General features: G+C 60.3%; 14 protein-coding genes and 1 pseudogene. 10 read left to right on the forward strand and 5 right to left on the reverse strand.

Going from position 1 to position 17,480, the window contains the following annotated elements:
• Positions 1-2 precede the first annotated feature (2 nt).
• The 3 genes and pseudogenes from ACU4F7_RS11415 to ACU4F7_RS11425 all read right to left on the reverse strand — a co-directional run bounded on the left by ACU4F7_RS11415 (position 3) and on the right by ACU4F7_RS11425 (position 4,480).
• Positions 3-2,274 (reverse strand): annotated as a pseudogene (locus tag ACU4F7_RS11415) (NtaA/DmoA family FMN-dependent monooxygenase).
• A 77-nt stretch (positions 2,275-2,351) separates the two neighbouring features.
• Positions 2,352-3,485: an amidohydrolase gene (locus ACU4F7_RS11420; RefSeq protein ID WP_029591706.1), complete on the reverse strand. Its 1,134-nt coding sequence runs from the start codon at positions 3,483-3,485 to the stop codon at positions 2,352-2,354.
• The gene (locus ACU4F7_RS11425; protein WP_481636924.1) at positions 3,482-4,480 is read right to left on the reverse strand and encodes an LLM class flavin-dependent oxidoreductase; all 999 of its coding nucleotides are present in this window, start codon (positions 4,478-4,480) and stop codon (positions 3,482-3,484) included. The genes ACU4F7_RS11420 and ACU4F7_RS11425 overlap by 4 nt, the downstream gene beginning before the upstream one ends.
• Positions 4,481-4,889: 409 nt before the next feature.
• Here ACU4F7_RS11425 and nfsB point away from each other — a divergent pair, with 409 nt between their 5' ends.
• The 6 genes from nfsB to ACU4F7_RS11455 all read left to right on the forward strand — a co-directional run bounded on the left by nfsB (position 4,890) and on the right by ACU4F7_RS11455 (position 11,244).
• The gene (gene nfsB / locus ACU4F7_RS11430) at positions 4,890-5,534 is read left to right on the forward strand and encodes an oxygen-insensitive NAD(P)H nitroreductase (protein ID WP_481636925.1); all 645 of its coding nucleotides are present in this window, start codon (positions 4,890-4,892) and stop codon (positions 5,532-5,534) included.
• Positions 5,535-5,803: 269 nt separating this feature from the next.
• Positions 5,804-7,297 (forward strand): L-asparagine permease, encoded by a 1,494-nt coding sequence (gene ansP / locus ACU4F7_RS11435; RefSeq protein WP_024557590.1) that lies wholly within the window; start codon positions 5,804-5,806, stop codon positions 7,295-7,297.
• 353 nt (positions 7,298-7,650) lie between these two features.
• Positions 7,651-8,649: an ABC transporter substrate-binding protein gene (locus ACU4F7_RS11440; RefSeq protein ID WP_029591703.1), complete on the forward strand. Its 999-nt coding sequence runs from the start codon at positions 7,651-7,653 to the stop codon at positions 8,647-8,649.
• Positions 8,650-8,670: 21 nt separating this feature from the next.
• The gene (locus ACU4F7_RS11445) at positions 8,671-9,552 is read left to right on the forward strand and encodes a TauD/TfdA dioxygenase family protein (RefSeq protein WP_481636926.1); all 882 of its coding nucleotides are present in this window, start codon (positions 8,671-8,673) and stop codon (positions 9,550-9,552) included.
• A gap of 11 nt (positions 9,553-9,563) precedes the next feature.
• The gene (locus ACU4F7_RS11450) at positions 9,564-10,418 is read left to right on the forward strand and encodes an ABC transporter ATP-binding protein (protein WP_481636927.1); all 855 of its coding nucleotides are present in this window, start codon (positions 9,564-9,566) and stop codon (positions 10,416-10,418) included.
• Positions 10,378-11,244 (forward strand): ABC transporter permease, encoded by an 867-nt coding sequence (locus tag ACU4F7_RS11455; protein WP_481636928.1) that lies wholly within the window; start codon positions 10,378-10,380, stop codon positions 11,242-11,244. The genes ACU4F7_RS11450 and ACU4F7_RS11455 overlap by 41 nt, the downstream gene beginning before the upstream one ends.
• Here ACU4F7_RS11455 and ACU4F7_RS11460 read toward each other — a convergent pair.
• Positions 11,241-12,575: an HdeD family acid-resistance protein gene (locus tag ACU4F7_RS11460; RefSeq protein ID WP_481636929.1), complete on the reverse strand. Its 1,335-nt coding sequence runs from the start codon at positions 12,573-12,575 to the stop codon at positions 11,241-11,243. The two genes, ACU4F7_RS11455 and ACU4F7_RS11460, sit on opposite strands and share 4 nt — an antisense overlap.
• Before the next feature lie 179 nt (positions 12,576-12,754).
• Here ACU4F7_RS11460 and ACU4F7_RS11465 point away from each other — a divergent pair, with 179 nt between their 5' ends.
• From ACU4F7_RS11465 to ACU4F7_RS11480, 4 genes are all read left to right on the forward strand, one after another.
• Positions 12,755-13,108, forward strand: a complete 354-nt coding sequence (locus tag ACU4F7_RS11465) for a metalloregulator ArsR/SmtB family transcription factor (RefSeq protein ID WP_029591698.1) — start codon at positions 12,755-12,757, stop codon at positions 13,106-13,108.
• Between the two features lie 71 nt (positions 13,109-13,179).
• Positions 13,180-14,460, forward strand: coding sequence for an arsenic transporter (locus tag ACU4F7_RS11470; RefSeq protein ID WP_481636930.1), 1,281 nt, complete (start codon positions 13,180-13,182; stop codon positions 14,458-14,460).
• Between the two features lie 35 nt (positions 14,461-14,495).
• Positions 14,496-14,924: a glutaredoxin-dependent arsenate reductase gene (arsC, locus tag ACU4F7_RS11475; RefSeq protein ID WP_481636931.1), complete on the forward strand. Its 429-nt coding sequence runs from the start codon at positions 14,496-14,498 to the stop codon at positions 14,922-14,924.
• Between the two features lie 89 nt (positions 14,925-15,013).
• Positions 15,014-16,132: an MFS transporter gene (locus ACU4F7_RS11480; protein ID WP_481636932.1), complete on the forward strand. Its 1,119-nt coding sequence runs from the start codon at positions 15,014-15,016 to the stop codon at positions 16,130-16,132.
• A gap of 95 nt (positions 16,133-16,227) precedes the next feature.
• On the opposite strand, the gene yncE is transcribed toward ACU4F7_RS11480, so the two are convergent.
• Positions 16,228-17,283, reverse strand: coding sequence for a 7-bladed beta-propeller protein YncE (gene yncE / locus ACU4F7_RS11485; RefSeq protein WP_481636933.1), 1,056 nt, complete (start codon positions 17,281-17,283; stop codon positions 16,228-16,230).
• Positions 17,284-17,480: the final 197 nt, after the last annotated feature.

The following is a 17,480-nucleotide window of genomic DNA, read 5'->3' on the forward strand; positions in this document are numbered from 1 at the left end:
CCTTAGTCGCCAAGGCCCGGCGGGTTGATTTCAGAAGACGGAATGCGCTCCACGCCCTCGCCCCAGCGGTTCAGCACCTTGTCGTAGTCGCCGTTTTTAATGACCCCGTTCAGCGCGGTTTGCACCGGTTGCGCCAGCCCGCTGCCTTTTTTCAGCGTCACGGCGATGTGCGCCGCCTTCGGCCAGCCGCCGTCCACGCTGCCCACCAACCGCGTTTTGCCGGTCAGCGCCGCTTTCCAAGCGCCGATAACGTTCGGCCCGAAGTACGCATCAGCGCGGCCCGACTGCAACGCCAGCGTCTGCGCGGCGTCATCTTTGGCGTAAACCGGCGTAAACGGCTTCAGGCCTTTCGCCTGGTTCGCTTTATCCCAGGCCAGCAGAATCGCCTCCTGATTAGTGCCCGAGCCGACGATAATGCGCAGCCCGGCGATATCCTCCGCTTTCTCAAGCGATTTAATGGCGCTGGAGTCCTTCACGTAAAAGCCCAGCGAGTCTTTGCGGTAGGTCGCGAAGTCGAACTTCTCCTTGCGCGCTTTAGTGACGGTAATGTTGCTGATGGCGGCGTCATACTTGCCGGAAGCGACGCCGAGCGGCCAGTCCTCCCAGGAGGTGGGCACCACGTTCAGCTCAAGCCCCAGGCTGTCGGCCACCAGGCGGGCGATATCCACCTCGCTGCCAAGCAGGGTTTTGTTGTCGTCGGCGAAGACCGTCAGCGGCGGCGAATTAAGCGCCGCCACCGCCACGGTGAGCTTGCCTGGCTGGGCGAAGCGGTAGCCTTGTGGGATTTGCGCCGCGGCTTCGGCGTTTTTCGCGGTGTTAACGGGCGTTTTGTTGGCTTCCAGGCTCACGCCTTTGCCGTTGATGGTCACGTCCTGGGCCATCGCGCCCGCGCTCAGGCCGCCAAACGCGACGGCCAGCGCCAGAATAAGCATGGTTTTCTGCATAGCATCGGCTCTTTTATTGTTGTGTGAAGGAATTAGCAGGCGTTTTCAGCCCCAGGCTTTCGCGAAGCGTCGCGCCCGGGTAGTCGCGGCGGAACAGTCCGCGCTGTTGCAGCAGCGGAACCACGTCGTCGACAAAGCGCGGGAAGGTGTCCGGCGTGCCGCCCTGAATGATAAAACCGTCGGCGGCGAAGCCTTCAAACCACTGCTGCAGGCCGTCCGCCACCTGCTCTGGCGTGCCGTGAAAGCGCGGGCGCGGCGTGGCGGCTTCGAGCGCCGCCTGGCGCAGCGTCTGGTTGTGCTCGCGGGCGCGGCGCTTTATCTCATCGGTGGTGCTGCGAAAGCTGTTCTGCCCAAGGTCGCCGATGTCCGGAAACGGCGCATCAAGCGCATACTGGCTGAAGTCGTGGTGCTCAAAATAGCGGCCCAGATAGTTCAGCGCGTCGTCGATGGAGACCAGCGCGGCGGTAGTCTGATACTGACGCTCCACGTCATCGGCATCGCGCCCCACAATCACGCTGACGCCCTGGAAGATATGCAGCTCGTCCGGCGTTCTGCCATATTTTTCCAGCTGCCCTTTCACGTCGCGGTAAAACGCCTGCGCCTCTTCAAGGCTCTCCTGATGGGTGAAGATGGCGTCGGCGTGGCGGGCGGCGAGCTTTTTACCGTCCTCGGAGGCGCCAGCCTGAAAGATAATCGGTCGGCCCTGCGGGGTGCGGCCAATGTTGAGCGGCCCCTGCACCTGGAAGAAATCGCCGTGGTGGTCGAGCGTGTGCAGCTTAGTCCGGTCGAAAAACTGCCCGGTCTCTTTGTTGCGCACAAAGGCATCCTCTTCCCATGAATCCCACAGTCCCTTCACCACGTCGAGGTATTCATCGGCGATGCGGTAGCGCAGCGCGTGATCCGGATGCTTCTCGCGGGAGAAATTTTTCGCCGAACCCTCCAGCGGCGACGTTACTACGTTCCAGCCCGCCCGGCCGTTGCTCAGGTGATCGAGACTTGCGAACTGGCGCGCCACGGTAAACGGCTCGCTGTAGGAGGTGGAGAGCGTGCCCACCAGCCCCAGATGGCGGGTGACGGTCGCCAGCGCCGACAGCACGGTTATCGGCTCAAAACGGTTAAGAAAATGCGGGATAGACTTTTCGTTGATATACAGGCCGTCGGCGACAAACAGGAAATCGAGCTTGCCCTGCTCGGCTTTTTCCGCCGTCGCCTTCACAAAATCAAAATTGATGCTGGCGTCCGCCACCGCGGCGGGATGCCGCCAGGCGGACATGTTTCCTGAGGCGCCGTGCAGTATGGTGCCAAGGCGCAGCTGTCGTGCTGAAGTCATGGTTATCCCTCTCTTCCCGTTTTCAGGCCATAGCTACCCTTACCCCGCCGGTTGGCGGGGCGAAGGCGATAAAAGGTTTAATGCTGGCTTAGCTGGCGCAGCGCTTTTTCCGCAAGGCGTGCGAAGTAGCGCGCCGCGCCTTCCAGCAGCGCGTCGTCCGGGTTGTAGGCCGGATGGTGCAGGCCATACTCGCTGGCGCTGCCGAGGCTTATGAACGCGCCGGGGATCTGTTGCAGATAGATAGCGAAATCTTCGCCGCCCATGTGCAGATCCGCAGGCTCCGTTTTCAGCCCGGCTTCACGGGCGACCTGCTCGGTAAACGCCGTCCAGTGCGGATCGTTGACCAGCGCAGGCGGGCCGTCGCGCCAGTCGATAGTGATTTGCGCATCAAAGGCGGCGGCGAACCCGGCGGCGAGCTGGCGCAGGCGCTGGGCCACTTTGCTGCGCACCTCGCGGTCGTGGGTGCGCACCGTGCCTTCAAGCTCCACCGTCTCCGGCAGCACGTTCCAGGTATTGCCGCCCTGAATGCGGGTAACGCTCACCACCACGGAATGCAGGCTGCTGACGTCGCGGCTGGCGATGGTCTGCAACGCGCCGACAAGCTGCGTCGCCAGCACGATGGCGTCTTTGCCCTCCTGCGGACGGGCGGCGTGCGCGCCCTTGCCTTTGATATGAATCACGAAGCGGTCGACGTTGGCGTAAAAGGCGCCGGGGCGGGTGGCGAAAACGCCTACCGGGAGGCTCGGTTCGTTATGCATGCCGAAAATCGCGCTGACGCCCTGCAACGCGCCCGCGCGGATAACCGCCTTCGCGCCGGTGAAATTCTCTTCGGCGGGCTGGAAGATAATCCGCACGCGCCCCGGCAGTTCGCTTTCACGCGCTTTTAAAAGCTGCGCCGCGCCGAGCATCACGCTTGCGTGAATGTCATGGCCGCAGGCGTGCATCACGCCGGGGTTGCCCGAGCTGAAGGCCACGCCGCTCTGCTCATCAATCGGCAGCGCGTCGATATCCGCGCGCAGGGCGATAAGCGGCTCCCCCTGGCCCACTTCCGCAACCACGCCGGTATGAAGCGGCAGGTCGGGCAGGCGCAGGCCGTTCTGCTCAAGCCAGCGGCGCAGCCGCGCGGTGGTGGCGACCTCGTTGCCGGAAAGCTCCGGATGCTGATGCAGCTCGCGCCGCCAGGCGATTAATTGTTCTGCGAACGCGCTCATGCCAGCTCCTTCTCAGGGGCCGCCAGCAGCGCCAGCGAGCGCAGACGCGCCGCGCCGTCGGCAAAGGGGGTATCGATAACAAACTCCTCAATGCCGAACTGCTGATGCAGCGCTTCCAGCTCTGCGCGCACGTCCGCAGCCGTGCCTTTAAGCAGCGACGGCGTACGCGGCGTAATGCGCGCCGCCGGGCTGCCCGCCTGGCGAATAAAGGCCTCTGCCTGCGCTTCGCTCGCCACCGTCACCTTCTGGCCGTTTTGCAGCTCCACCAGCCATAGCTGAACCGCCTGCGAGAGCGTTTGCGCCTCTTCACGGCTCTCTGCCACTACCGCCTGCACCGCCAGCAAAAATTCGCCGCGGGCGCGCTGGCGCCAGAGGCGCACGACGTCACCCAGCAGCGCTTTATCGCCGTTCAGGTGCCCGGCGAAGACAAAATGCCAGCCGAGTTTTGCGGCGAGCGCCGCGCTTTCAGGGCTTGCGCCCAGCAGGAAACGCTGCGGCTTGTGGGTCGGCAGCGGCGTGGCGCGCAGGGCGTGGAAATCATCTTCATCGCCGCCGCGCTCGGTGAGCCAGCCGGTCAGCTCGGCAAGCTGGGCGGCGAAATCGCCTTTTTCTTCCGGGCGTATCCCTTTTTGCAGCGCCCGGGTGGAAAGCGGCAGCCCGCCCGGCGCTTTGCCGACGCCAAGGTCGATGCGGCCCGGCGCCAGCGACGCCAGTAAATGGAAATTTTCCGCCACTTTATAAGGGCTGTAGTGTTGCAGCATGACGCCGCCGGAGCCCAGGCGAATGCGCTGAGTCTGCGCGGCAAGCCAGGCGATGATAATTTCCGGCGAGGGGCTGGCCAGGCGCGAAGTATTATGGTGCTCCGCCACCCAGAAGCGATGATAACCCCACGCCTCTGCGCGCTGCGCCAGTTCCAGCGTGCGCGCAAGCGCCTGTCCGGCGGTTTCTCCTTCCGCCACCGGGCTTTTATCCAGCAGGCTCAGTCGGTAAGTCATTATTTATTCCCCTGGCGAGTAACGTGGCTTCATTATTAAAGTCGTCGCGTCGCGCCGGGAAACAAATAATTTTCCTTAAGTAAGTTAAAAAACAGAAATACAACTTTGACCGCAAAATCAATAAGGATGAATAAAAGCGAGCCTTATTTTTCTGCTCACGAGCGGGGAAAACCGGAAATAACGGCTGGCGATGCTATTCCCCCGGCTAAATATTCCCTCTCTCCACAGGGCGAGGGAGAAAACTCGGCAAGGGGCGATGCTCTCTTTCACATTTATTGCGGCTTACCCTCGCCATTGCCAAACCCTGTGGAGTCCTGACATTAAGATCGGGTAGGCTTGCACACGGTTAATTTTCCCGGTGCGGTAAAAGCCTGTTTCTCCTGCCGCCCGTTTACTAAGGAACATAATAATGACGCTTGATGAAATTATCCGCACGCGCTTTACCAGCAAAGCCTATGACGAAACCCGCAAGCTCACCGCGGTTCAGCAGCAGCAACTGCTCGACGTGCTGCGCTATAGCCCATCATCGGTGAACTCTCAGCCGTGGCACTTCTTCGCCGTGACCACTGACGAAGGCAAAGCGCGCCTGCTGCCCGCTGTTGCCGAGGCGAACGCCGGTAAAATCCAGAAAGCGGCGATGGTCGTGGTCTTCACCATCCGCGAGCAGATAACCGAAGAGCATCTGCAGGCGCTGCTGGATAAAGAACAGCAGGACGGGCGTTTTATCAGCGATGAGATGCGCCAGGGCCAGGACAAAGGCCGCCGCTATTTTGTTGACCTGAACAGCCACTCCGTGGAAAGCCAGCAGGCGTGGATGGCGCGCCAGGCCTACATCTCACTCGGTTTCTTCCTGCTTGGCGCCGCAAGCCTTGGGCTGGACGCCACCCCCATTGAAGGCTTCTCGCCGCAGAAAATGGACGATGCGCTGGGTCTGCAAGCAAAAGGCCTGAAAAGCGTGGTGATCGCGACGGTGGGTTACCACAGCGACGCCGACTTCAACGCCGCCTTGCCGAAATCCCGCCTCGACGCCGACCAGGTTATCACCCTGCTGTAAGTATTCAGGCCGCCCTCGCGGCGGCCTTTTCCCTCCTGCCCTTTCCTTCCTGTACTGGCACGCTGAAACGTGCCCGGGGCGGCGTCACACCCTTACTGGTATGTTTTGCGTAGACCCGAATTTGCGGGTAGGATGCTGCGCCATGTTTCGCTTTTAACGCATAGCTATTCACTGGAAAAGCGAACATTTCCCGTACAGAAGACCAGCAAAAGCAAACGATTGGTCAGCAACGGGGTTTCCCAGTTAGAAGACAGGATAACAGGAACACAATGAAGACAACGAAGCAAAGCGCGGCGGACCATCAGGCCGCGAAACGACGCTGGTTGAACTCCCACGAAGAGGGATACCACAAAGCGATGGGCAACCGTCAGGTGCAGATGATCGCCATCGGCGGCGCTATCGGCACCGGTCTGTTTTTAGGCGCTGGCGCGCGTCTGCAGGCGGCCGGCCCCTCCCTCGCCATTGTTTATCTGGTGTGCGGGATTTTCTCTTTCTTTATTCTGCGCGCGCTGGGCGAACTGGTGCTGCATCGTCCGTCGAGCGGCAGCTTCGTCTCTTACGCCCGCGAATTCCTCGGTGAAAAAGCGGCGTATGTCGCAGGCTGGATGTATTTCGTCAACTGGGCGATGACCGGCATCGTGGATATCACCGCCGTGGCGCTCTATATGCACTACTGGGGCGCCTTTGGCGATGTGCCGCAGTGGGTCTTTGCCCTCGGCGCGCTGGCAATTGTCGGCACCATGAACATGATCGGCGTGAAGTGGTTCGCGGAGATGGAGTTCTGGTTCGCGCTGATCAAAGTGCTGGCTATTGTGCTGTTTCTTGTGGTGGGGACGATTTTCCTCGGCACCGGCAAACCGCTGGACGGCGGCGCGACCGGCTTCCACTTAATACCCGATAACGGCGGCTTCTTCCCGCATGGCTTGCTGCCTGCGCTGGTGCTGGTGCAGGGGGTGGTTTTCGCCTTCGCCTCTATCGAGCTGGTGGGTACGGCGGCGGGCGAATGTAAAGACCCGGAAACCATGGTGCCGAAAGCCATCAACAGCGTTATCTGGCGTATCGGCCTGTTCTATGTCGGCTCGGTTATCCTGCTGGTGCTGCTGCTGCCGTGGAACGCCTATCAGGCGGGTCAGAGCCCGTTCGTGACCTTCTTCTCGAAACTCGGCGTGCCGTACATTGGCAGCGTGATGAATATCGTGGTGCTGACGGCGGCGCTCTCCAGCCTCAACTCGGGCCTTTACTCGACTGGCCGTATTCTGCGCTCTATGTCGATGGGCGGCTCCGCGCCGAAGTTTATGTCGAAGATGAGCAAACAGCAGGTGCCGTTCGCCGGCATCCTGGTGACCATGGCCGTTTACGTCGTGGGCGTCTTCCTGAACTATCTGGTGCCGTCGCAGGTGTTTGAGATTGTGCTGAACTTTGCCTCGTTAGGCATTATCGCCTCCTGGGCGTTTATCGTGGTGTGCCAGCTGCGCCTGCGCAAAGCGATTAAAGAAGGCAAAGCGGCGGACGTGCACTTCAAGCTGCCGGGCGCGCCGTTCACCTCCTGGCTGACGCTGCTGTTCCTGCTGGCGGTGCTGGTGCTGATGGCGTTCGACTACCCGAACGGCACCTGGACTATCGGCTCCATTCCGCTTATCGCCATCCTGCTGACGCTGGGCTGGTTCGGCGTGCGCAAGCGCGTGAACGAAATTCACAGCGCCGCGCCGCAAAACCCGGATGACGTGGAGACGGTGACGCTGAAAGAAGAGCATTCTCGCTAAGCGTTCTTGCCGCTTCAGCGCCACGCAAAACCGCCCTTTGGGCGGTTTTTTTATGCACGCCGCCGCCCTAAAACACGACAAAACAGCCTGAGCGCCTGCGCCGCCGTTCACACCTCTCCTGCAAGGGGCGAGGAAGGAAAGCCTGGCCAGAAAAATCATCCCCACCATAAATCCTCGTTAGCCACACCTTGCCGCTTCTTATTCCCTCTCTGCGCATTAGCAAAGCAAAAAAAAGCATTTATCCATTGCGACTAACTTATTCCAATAAACACTTTTGTTTTTTCTTCTTCCGCCTGCACGATGAAGTCATCGATATATATAAAACCATTCACTTATCACTTGCGGGAATAACCATGAAAATAACGAAGACGAAAAGCGCCATGGCGCTGGCGCTCTTATTCGCCACGAGCGCAGCGCAGGCGGAAGGACAAATTAGCATCGCGCAGCAGTTTGGCATTGGTTATTTAATCCTGGATGTGGTTCGCGACCAGCAGTTAATTGAAAAACAGGGCAAGAAACAGGGGCTGGATATTAAAGTGGACTGGCGCACCCTCTCTGGCGCCACGGCCATGAACGAAGCGCTGCTTTCCGGCGCGCTGGATGTCGCCTCGGCGGGCGTGCCGCCGCTGCTCACCCTCTGGGACCGCACCAAAGGCCGCCAGAACGTCAAGGCCATCGCCTCGCTCGGCTCCATGCCTAACTACCTGCTCAGCAACAACCCGGCGGTGAAAAGCGTGAAAGACTTAAGCGACAAAGACCGCATCGCGGTGCCTGCCGCAGGCGTCGGCTTCCAGTCGCGCACGCTACAGATTGAAACCGCAAAGCTCTTCGGCAACGCCGATTACAAGCGGTTTGACAAAATCAGCGTCAGCCTGCCGCACCCGGACGCCAGCGCGGCGCTGATTGCCGGCGGCTCGGAGATCTCCACCCATTTCTCCAGCCCGCCGTTTCAATACCAGGCGCTGGAGCATAAAAACGTCCACAAAATTTTAAGCTCTTACGACGTGCTGGGCGGCCAGGCCACCTTCAATGTGCTCTATACCACGCAGAAATTTCATGACGAAAACCCGAAAACCTATCGCGCCTTTTATGACGCTTTAGCCGAAGCGGCGCAGATTATTAACGCCGATAAAAATAAAGCCGCGGAAACCTATATTCGGGCAGAAAAATCGCGCCTGCCTTTGCCGCTGGTGCAAAAGATTGTTAACGACCCGGAGATTAGCTTTACCGTCTCGCCCGAGCGCACCTTTATTTATGCGCAAAAGCTTAACGAGCTTGGCGTATTAAAAAATAAAGCGGACTCCTGGAAAGACTATTTCTTTAACGAAGCCTGGCAGAACCCGGGCAGCTAATTCACCTGTAAGGATAACCTCATGACCACGACGCTCGACGCCCCGCTTCGCTCGCAGGATTTTGTGATTAGCCCTTTTGAAAACCTGGGCGCGGAAATTACCGGGCTTGATTTGAGCCTGCCGCTGAACGAGGCGGATTTCGCCCGCGTAAAGCAGGCGCATCTCGACCATCATCTGGTGGTGTTTCGTAACCAGCGCATTACCCCACAGCAGCAGATTGATTTCAGCCGTCGCTTCGGGCCGCTGCAAATCCATGTGCTGAAGCAGTTCTTACTGGCGAATCATCCCGAGATCCTGATTGTCTCCAACATCGTTGAGAACGGCCAGCCGATTGGCCTTGGCGACGCCGGGAAATACTGGCACTCCGATCTCTCTTACAAGGCATTGCCGAGCCTGGGCTCCATGCTGTACGCCCAGGAGCTGCCGGAAGAAGGCGGCGATACGCTGTTTGCGGATATGCATAAAGCCTGGGAGACGCTGCCCGTGGCGCTGAAAAAAGCGGTGGAAGGCAAACGGGCGGTACACTCCTATACCGCGACTTACAGCAAGCCGAAATTTGGCGCGCAGTGGCGCCCGCAGTTAACCCCGCAGCAGCTCGCCGAAGTGCAAGCCGTGTTGCATCCGGTGGTCCGCACGCACCCGGAAAACGGGCGTAAGGCGCTGTTCGTCAGCGAAGGCTTCACCACCCACATTGAAGGGCTGCCGGAAGACGAAAGCCGCGACATTCTGCAGGCGCTCTACGACCACAGTATTCGCCCGGAGCATCTGTATCGCCACCGCTGGCAATACGGCGACATGGTTTTCTGGGATAACCGCTCGCTTATCCACCTCGCCACCGGCTGCCCGGATCACCTGCGCCGTAAGCTCTACCGCACCACTATCGAAGGCGACGCGCCGTTCTGAAGGAGGCAAGCATGACCGTAACCCACCCGAGCGGGCCGCTGCTGTCCGTTAACAATGTCGATCTGGAGTACCGCACCCGACAAAGCCGCGTGCGCGCCACCCATGAGGTCACGTTCGACGTCTGGCCCAATGACAGGTTTATTCTGCTTGGCCCCTCCGGGTGCGGGAAGTCGAGCCTGCTGAAAGCCATCGGCGGCTTTATGTCGCCGGTGGGCGGCGTTATCCAGCTTGAAGGTGACACCGTCACGCAGCCGGGGCCGGAGCGGATGATGGTTTTCCAGGAATTCGACCAGTTGCCGCCCTGGAAAACGGTGGTGGAGAACGTCATGTTTCCGCTGGTCGCCAGCCGCAAGGCAAGCAAGGCCGAAGCGCGGGAGGTGGCGCTGCACTTTCTTGATAAAGTCGGGCTGGCGACATTCGCCGACGCCCTGCCGCATATGCTCTCCGGCGGCATGAAACAGCGGGTGGCGATAGCCCGGGCGCTGGCGATGAAGCCGAAAGTGCTGTTAATGGATGAGCCTTTCGCCGCGCTGGACGCCCTGACCCGGCGAAAAATGCAGGAAGAACTGCTCACGCTCTGGGACGAAGCGCGCTTTACGCTGCTGTTCGTTACCCACTCCATCGAAGAAGCGCTGGTGGTCGGCAGCCGTATTCTGGTGCTTTCGCCGCACCCAGGCCAGGTGCGCGCTGAGCTGAACTGCCACCAGTTCGGCATGGACGATTTCGGCAGCCCGGCGTTTCAGCACGCAGCGCAGCATATTCACGATCTGCTTTTCCCGCCTGCGGTTACCCCGCACGCGCCCACGTCACACAAGGAGCCTGGTTATGTCGCAGCCGCCGCCCGTCCGTCCCGAGTATCAGCGTGAATTGAGCGCCCCGGCCGCCTTGAGGCTGGATGTGCCACTGCCCCTCGCCACCAGGTTGTGGAACCAGACGTGGCTGCGCAAAACGGTTATCGTCGCCCTGCTGCTGGTGGTGTGGGAAGTGGTCGCCCGGCTGCAAAACAACGACCTGATGCTGCCGGGCGTGGTGCAGACGCTGCGCGCCTGGGTTGAGGATATGCAAAGCGGCGAACTGCCCGGCAAGATAGCCAACTCCCTCGGCACGTTGTTAAAGGGCTATGTAATTGGCAGCGTACTGGCGCTGCTCTTCAGCGCGCTGGCTATCTCCACCCGGTTCGGGCGCGACTTGCTGAGCACGCTGACCGCGATGCTCAACCCACTGCCCGCCATTGCCCTGCTGCCGCTGGCGCTGCTGTGGTTCGGTCTTGGCAAGGCCAGCCTGATTTTCGTGCTGGTGCACTCGGTGATGTGGCCGATTGCGCTCAACACCTGGTCTGGCTTTACCAGCGTGCCGGAAACGCTGCGCATGGCCGGGCGCAACTATGGCTTAAGCGGCCCGCGGCTGGTGCTTAATATTCTTATCCCGGCTTCGCTGCCGTCGATTATTTCCGGGCTGAAGATTGGCTGGGCCTTCGCCTGGCGTACGCTTATCGCCGCCGAACTGGTGTTTGGCGCCTCCAGCGGCGACGGCGGTCTGGGCTGGTATATTTTCCAGAACCGCAACGAGCTTTTCACCGACCGCGTGTTCGCCGGACTTGCCACGGTGATCGTGATTGGCCTGTTAGTGGAAGGGCTGGTCTTCGCCACCCTTGAAAAAGCCACCGTAAAACGTTGGGGAATGCAGCGCTAGCTCGCGACGCGCATGCCTTTTCGCCGTCGCCATATCTTAGCGAGCGCCCGCCGGGCGGTATTAATCCACCCGGTCGGGCGCGGGTCCGCCAGCATGCTTAGCGCCCGGGCGTAATCGAGCACCAGCCCCGGCGTCCAGGCCATCGTCTGGCCGCGCTTGCGAATTTGCAGCGCCACCCATAGCTCCGGCGTGGTCATCAGTTTGCCGAAGGCTATCCAGAAGCCTTTACGCTGCCACAGCCGCCCCACGCACCCTTCCAGCGCCGCCTCCAGCCCCTTCGCCACGCTGCTTGAGCAGTTGCGATGCGTAAGATTGTAAGTGTTGTCCTGCCGGTAGCGCCGCCAGAAGCGCTCAAGCCGCGCCGGGCTGTAATTGCGAATGCGCACCTGTCGCGTTGAGGGGCACCACTGCGCCGCTTCGCTGGCGTAGTCGCTAAGAAACCGCCCGGCTACGTTGTTCTCTTTAGTGGCGCGCAGCAGACGGCCAAACTCATCCGGCGAGCGGTCAATCTCCTGCGCCGGATAGAGGCTAATGTAAACCCCCTCCGGCGAGGCCAGCGCGGCATGGCCTGTGGAGATGACGCCCTGTTCATCCACCGCGGCGATATAGCGGCTGATAACCGGCCGCTGGCGCGCGCCGCCTGCGGCCGTGCCGGCAGGCGTCCAGACATGCACCGTCAGCGCCGGCTCATCCGGTGCGGGCGGCCCCTCCCACTGGGTGATAAGCGGCGCGCCCGGAATGCCCGCCTGCGCCGCCGGGTCGTCCATCGCCGGGTTGCGCTTCGCCCGTTTCGCCCGCCGCGCCAGCAGCATCAGGTTCCAGCCGGTAAAAGCAAGCCCCAGTCCCAGGCAATAGGGCACCACGCCCTGGTAATGCGTCGGCCAGGGTTGATAAAAGAACACGGCGATCAGCACCTCCACGACGCCGCCAACCAGCGCCAGCCGCCAGTTGGGGTAGCGCACCACGATGGCTGAAGCGATTTGCAGCGCGCCGTCGGCGAGAAACAGCGTGCCGAATAGCAACGACAACAGCAGGTCGCCTTCATGGTTGCCCGCAAGGATAAGCAATGCAGAGATAACGAAGGCGGCGCCTTTCACATAGCGCAGCCGCTTCTGACCGCCAATGCCGCTGCCCGCCACCAAAAGCGTCGCACCGCCCTCAATCAGCAGCAAAAGCGCAAAAGGCTCAATGGGAAAATAGAGCACGCCATCCAGCGCATCGATAAATATCACGATACCGGCAAGCAGCGTAAACGCACCGAACCGACGCAGGCCGCGCCAGTGGGAGCGGAGAAAATCGACGCCGAGCAGGATCAGAATCAACCGTACCATTACGCCCTCTTTTGTGGACTGTGCTACGCCTGAGATGTTGACTTTTCAAGCGTAGCTCAGCCTGCGCGCCTTCGCTGTCTTGCCGCAGGCGGCAGTATTAACATATGCACTAATCCGAATATGATGTTGACATCATCATGCCTGAAGACGAGACTTGGCGCGCTGAATGCGGAGGCGCGATGAATTCACTTACCCCCCTGAAACTTTTTAAATCGCTGTCGGACGACACGCGTCTGACGCTGGTCTTACTGTTACGAGAAAAAGGCGAGCTGTGCGTCTGCGAACTCTCTGGCGTGATGAAAGAGCCGCAGCCTAAAACGTCGCGACATCTGTCGTTGCTGAAGGAGTGTGGGTTGCTTTGCGACCGGCGCGACGGAAAATGGATTTACTATCGGCTCTCGCCTCACATGCCCGCCTGGGCCGCCGCCGTGATAGAACAGGCCTACCAGTGTCAGCGTGAGGATATTCGCCGCTTAAGCCGACAGGCAGAAAAAGAGAACGCCACCACTAACGGTAAAGCTGTTTGTCTATAAAAACACATTCACTTATTCATATTTGATGGAATAGCGCGCGCGTTGTTCATTTGACGGGCAAAGGAGAAACTATGCTGCTGGCAGGCGCCATTTTCGTTTTCACGCTGACCCTGGTTATCTGGCAGCCAAAAGGGCTTAGCATTGGCTGGAGCGCGCTTATCGGCGCTGCGCTGGCGCTGCTGACCGGGGTGGTCAGCATTGGCGACATACCCACCGTCTGGCAGATTGTCTGGAACGCCACGGCGACCTTTATCGCGGTTATTATCATTAGCCTGCTGCTGGATGAGTCGGGCTTCTTCGAATGGGCGGCGCTGCATGTCGCCCGCTGGGGCAATGGCCGCGGCAAAAGGCTTTTCACGTTTATTATCCTGCTCGGCGCCGCTGTGGCCGCCCTCTTCGCCAATGACGGCGCGGCGCTTATCCTGACGCCTATCGTTATTGCGATGCTGCTGGCGCTGGGCTTCAGCCAGGGCGCGACGCTGGCGTTTGTCATGGCGGCGGGTTTTATTGCCGACACCGCCAGTCTGCCGCTGATTGTGTCGAACCTCGTGAATATCGTCACCGCGGATTTCTTTACGCTTGGCTTCAGCGATTACGCGTCGGTGATGCTGCCGGTTAACGCCGCCTCCGTGCTGGCGACGCTGGTGATGCTGCATCTCTTTTTTCGACGAGAAATCCCCGCCGTCTATGATATGGCGAAACTCAAAGCGCCCCGCGAAGCGATTCGCGACCGCCGCACCTTCAGAATGGGGTGGACAGTGCTGGTTCTGCTGCTGGTTGGCTTTTTCGCGCTGGAGCCGCTCGGGGTGCCCGTAAGCCTGGTGGCGGCGACGGCGGCGCTGATCCTCTGGCTGGTGGCTCGCCGGGGTGAGGTCATCGACACCCATAAAGTGCTTAAGGGCGCGCCCTGGCAAATTGTCATTTTCTCGCTGGGCATGTACCTGGTGGTCTATGGGCTGCGCAACGCGGGGCTTACGGAGTGGCTTTCCCTCGCCCTTAATCGCATGGCGGAGCATGGCGTCTGGGGCGCGACGCTTGGCACCGGCTTTCTTACCGCCTTTCTCTCATCAGTAATGAATAACATGCCCACCGTGCTGGTAGGCGCGCTTTCCATCGACGGCAGCAGCGCGCAGGGCGTGATAAAAGAGGCGATGATTTACGCCAACATCATCGGCTGCGATTTAGGGCCGAAAATCACGCCGGTTGGCAGCCTCGCGACGCTGCTATGGCTCCATGTTCTGGCGCAAAAAAATATCACTATCCGCTGGGGATATTATTTCCAGGTGGGCGTGACGATGACGCTGCCCATTCTTTTCGTCACGCTGAGCGCGCTGGCGCTGCGTCTGCTTTAGTAACAATACGGGGACGTCCCCCTTCAGAGGTTCTCATGACTGACATCACGATTTATCACAACCCCGGCTGCGGCACATCACGAAATACCCTCGCGCTAATCCGCAACAGCGGCGTGGAGCCCACTATCATTCTGTATCTTGAAACACCGCCAACGCGTGATGAACTGCGTAAGCTCATCACGGCGATGGGGATAAGCGTGCGCGACCTGCTGCGTAAAAATACCGAGCCTTATGAAACGCTGGGGCTTGCCAGCGCGCAACTGGACGACGAGGCGCTACTGGACGCTATGCTGGCGCACCCGGTGCTTATCAACCGTCCGATTGTGGTAACCCCGCTCGGCACCCGGCTTTGCCGCCCGTCTGAAGCGGTGCTGGATATTCTCCCCGACCCGCAGCGCGGCCCTTTTACCAAAGAGGATGGCGAAGTGGTGATTAATGAGAAAGGGCAACGGGTGCGCCCGTAGTGCTTACCGTGCGGCCCGGATAATCCGCTCGCTGCACCTCTGCTCTGCCGTTGTCATCTATGCTCAAAGGAAAGCGGCGGGAGAAAATCATGCAGGCGTTGCGGGGAAAAGTTGGCGTTATTACCGCAGTGATGGTGTTTGGGCTGACCTATGGCTTAACCGCGCCGCTGGTCTCCCTGCGCATGAGCGCGGCGGGTTACAGCGAAGGGTGGATTGGTCTGAACGCGGCGATGCATGCGGTGGGGGTGCTCGCCATAGCGCCCCTGTTGCCCGCGCTTTGCCGCCGCTTCTCGCCGCAGGCGCTGATGCGCTTTTCTCTGTTCGCTATTTTTCTCACGCTCTGCCTGTTTCCCTTTGTGCCGCTCGCGAGCTGGTTCGCGCTGCGCCTGCTGCTGGGCGCTTTCAGCGAGATTATTCTGGTGGTCACCGAGACATGGCTTAACCACACAAGCGTGGAGCGCGCGCGGGCGACCACCATGGCCTGGTATATGGCGAGCCTGTCGCTGGGTTTTGCGCTGGGGCCGTTTTTGCTGCTGGCGGGCAGCGGCACGCTGCCCTTTTTCTATGGCGCGCTGCTGGCGCTGGCGGCGGCGCTTATCCTGTTACGTCGCAGAAACGAGCCGCCGCTGGCGCAGGAAAACGCGGGCGCGTTCTGGCGCTACCTGGCTCTCGCGCCGCTGGCGATGGCCGCCACGCTGCTGAATGCCGCGCTGGAAGCGGCAGGCATGAACCTGCTGGTGATTTACGCCATGAACCTTGGCTGGAGCGAAAAGTTGGCCACTGCGCTGCTTAGCGTGCTGATGCTCGGCGCGATTGTGCTGCAACTGCCGGTAGGCTGGCTGGCGGATCGTTTCGATCGCGCTCGACTGGTGGTGCTGTTTGCCGCCGTTTCGACGCTCGGCGCGCTGGCCTGGCCGTGGGCGCTGCGCGTGGCGCCGCTCGCCTGGGTATTGATGTTTCTCTGGGGCGGCGCGTTTGTCGCCATTTACACGCTGGTTATCACGCAGGTGGGCGAGCGCTTTTCCGGCACGGCGCTGGCGGGCGTTTATGCGGCCATGTCGATAATGTGGGGCGCTGGCGCGCTGGTCGGCCCTTCGCTTGCCGGGCTCGCCATGAACGCCGGCGCTCACGGCTTGCCCTGGCTCGCGGCGGCGCTGTGCGGCGCGTTTACGCTTTATGCGTGGCGGGTGACAAGGCGCGCGGCGTAGCCTGTCGCCCCTCACCCCGACCCTCTCCCCAACGGGGCGAGGGAGAACACCCGCAAGCGCCTGAACAATGCGCCAGGGCAGCCGTTCAGGCCGTCTTACAGCGCAATGCGCACCACATCATCCGGGCTGGTCGCCTCTTTCTGGCGGCTGGAAGCCTGCTTCACGCTGACATACAGCGTTTTGCCGTCAGCGGAAAGCGCCAGGCTGTTCGGATGGGTCGGCGTTTCGACGGTTTTTATCACTTTATAATGCTTCGCGTCGATGATGCTGACGCTGCCCGCTTCGCGGTGCGTTACGTAAACCTCATTGCGCGCCGGGTTGAACAGCACGGCGAGCGATTTCGGCGCCTCGATTTTCTGCATCACGTTGCCGTTTTTCGTATCCACCACCAGCAGCTGCGCCTGCTTCGCATCGGTGACAAAAGCGCGGTGGTTAGCCGTATCCAGCGCCAGGTTGAGGTACATGTGCTCGCCCTCTTCCTGCAATTTTTTGCGGGAAACGACGCGGTTGTTGCTGGTGTCGATGGTGATGAACTCGCCGTCGGCATTGGTGGTGTAAAGGCGTTTCGCCGCCGCATCCAGCGCCAGGCCGGTGTTCATTTTGCCAAGGTCAGTAATGGTGGTGCGAAGCGTCAGCGTTTCGCCGTCCACCACCCACACCACGCTCGCTTTGCCAAGACCGCCGATATAAACGGTATTCGTCGCTTCATCCACGGCCAGCTCTCGCGGCTGCAAGGGGCGCGCCGTCTCTGAACGTTGAGTTGGGTCGAGCACCAGGCGTCCTTTCACCTCCGCCGTTTTAGCGTCAATCGCCGTCACCGCGCCGTTCACCGTATTGCCGAAGTAAAGCGTATTGGTTTTGGTGTTGATAGCCGCGCCGAACGGTTTGATGTCGTTATGAATAATCTGGGTGATATCAAGCGTGGTGGGGTCCAGACGGTAGACCACGCCGCCTTTATCAAGCGAGCGGCTCTGCGACGTCGCCAGATAAAGCGCCTGCTCTGTCGGGCTGTAGACCATCTCATAGGCGCCTTTGCCTACCGGCTTGCGCAGCATTGCCTCCGCGGCGTGGCTGGTGAAGGTGGTAAAGGCGCTGGCGAACAGCAGCGCGCCCAGCAACGCGCGCGGCGCGGACAGATGAGGTAATTGCATAAAGTCTCCCTTTTAAAATAGGCGATAGTGGTGATGTCACATTGCTTCCATAAAGATCGCCGGGGTGCCTGCCGCCGGGCTATTTTGTTGAGAATAATAATCATTATTTTATTAAAAGGGGATCTTTTTCTGCCGTACCGCCCTGTACAGGACAAAACCCGGACGAGAATGGCCGTTGCGGAAGTTTCGGCTACACT

This window comes from Franconibacter pulveris (assembly GCF_056780215.1).

What these genes read in the sequence shown, in the direction of transcription:
- ACU4F7_RS11420 (WP_029591706.1), bottom strand. Translation starts at nt 3,485, where the DNA reads ATGAGCGCGTTCGCAGAACAATTAATCGCCTGGCGGCGCGAGCTGCAT.
- ACU4F7_RS11425 (WP_481636924.1), bottom strand. Translation starts at nt 4,480, where the DNA reads ATGACTTACCGACTGAGCCTGCTGGATAAAAGCCCGGTGGCGGAAGGA.
- nfsB (WP_481636925.1), top strand. Translation starts at nt 4,890, where the DNA reads ATGACGCTTGATGAAATTATCCGCACGCGCTTTACCAGCAAAGCCTAT.
- ansP (WP_024557590.1), top strand. Translation starts at nt 5,804, where the DNA reads ATGAAGACAACGAAGCAAAGCGCGGCGGACCATCAGGCCGCGAAACGA.
- ACU4F7_RS11440 (WP_029591703.1), top strand. Translation starts at nt 7,651, where the DNA reads ATGAAAATAACGAAGACGAAAAGCGCCATGGCGCTGGCGCTCTTATTC.
- ACU4F7_RS11445 (WP_481636926.1), top strand. Translation starts at nt 8,671, where the DNA reads ATGACCACGACGCTCGACGCCCCGCTTCGCTCGCAGGATTTTGTGATT.
- ACU4F7_RS11450 (WP_481636927.1), top strand. Translation starts at nt 9,564, where the DNA reads ATGACCGTAACCCACCCGAGCGGGCCGCTGCTGTCCGTTAACAATGTC.
- ACU4F7_RS11455 (WP_481636928.1), top strand. Translation starts at nt 10,378, where the DNA reads ATGTCGCAGCCGCCGCCCGTCCGTCCCGAGTATCAGCGTGAATTGAGC.
- ACU4F7_RS11460 (WP_481636929.1), bottom strand. Translation starts at nt 12,575, where the DNA reads ATGGTACGGTTGATTCTGATCCTGCTCGGCGTCGATTTTCTCCGCTCC.
- ACU4F7_RS11465 (WP_029591698.1), top strand. Translation starts at nt 12,755, where the DNA reads ATGAATTCACTTACCCCCCTGAAACTTTTTAAATCGCTGTCGGACGAC.
- ACU4F7_RS11470 (WP_481636930.1), top strand. Translation starts at nt 13,180, where the DNA reads ATGCTGCTGGCAGGCGCCATTTTCGTTTTCACGCTGACCCTGGTTATC.
- arsC (WP_481636931.1), top strand. Translation starts at nt 14,496, where the DNA reads ATGACTGACATCACGATTTATCACAACCCCGGCTGCGGCACATCACGA.
- ACU4F7_RS11480 (WP_481636932.1), top strand. Translation starts at nt 15,014, where the DNA reads ATGCAGGCGTTGCGGGGAAAAGTTGGCGTTATTACCGCAGTGATGGTG.
- yncE (WP_481636933.1), bottom strand. Translation starts at nt 17,283, where the DNA reads ATGCAATTACCTCATCTGTCCGCGCCGCGCGCGTTGCTGGGCGCGCTG.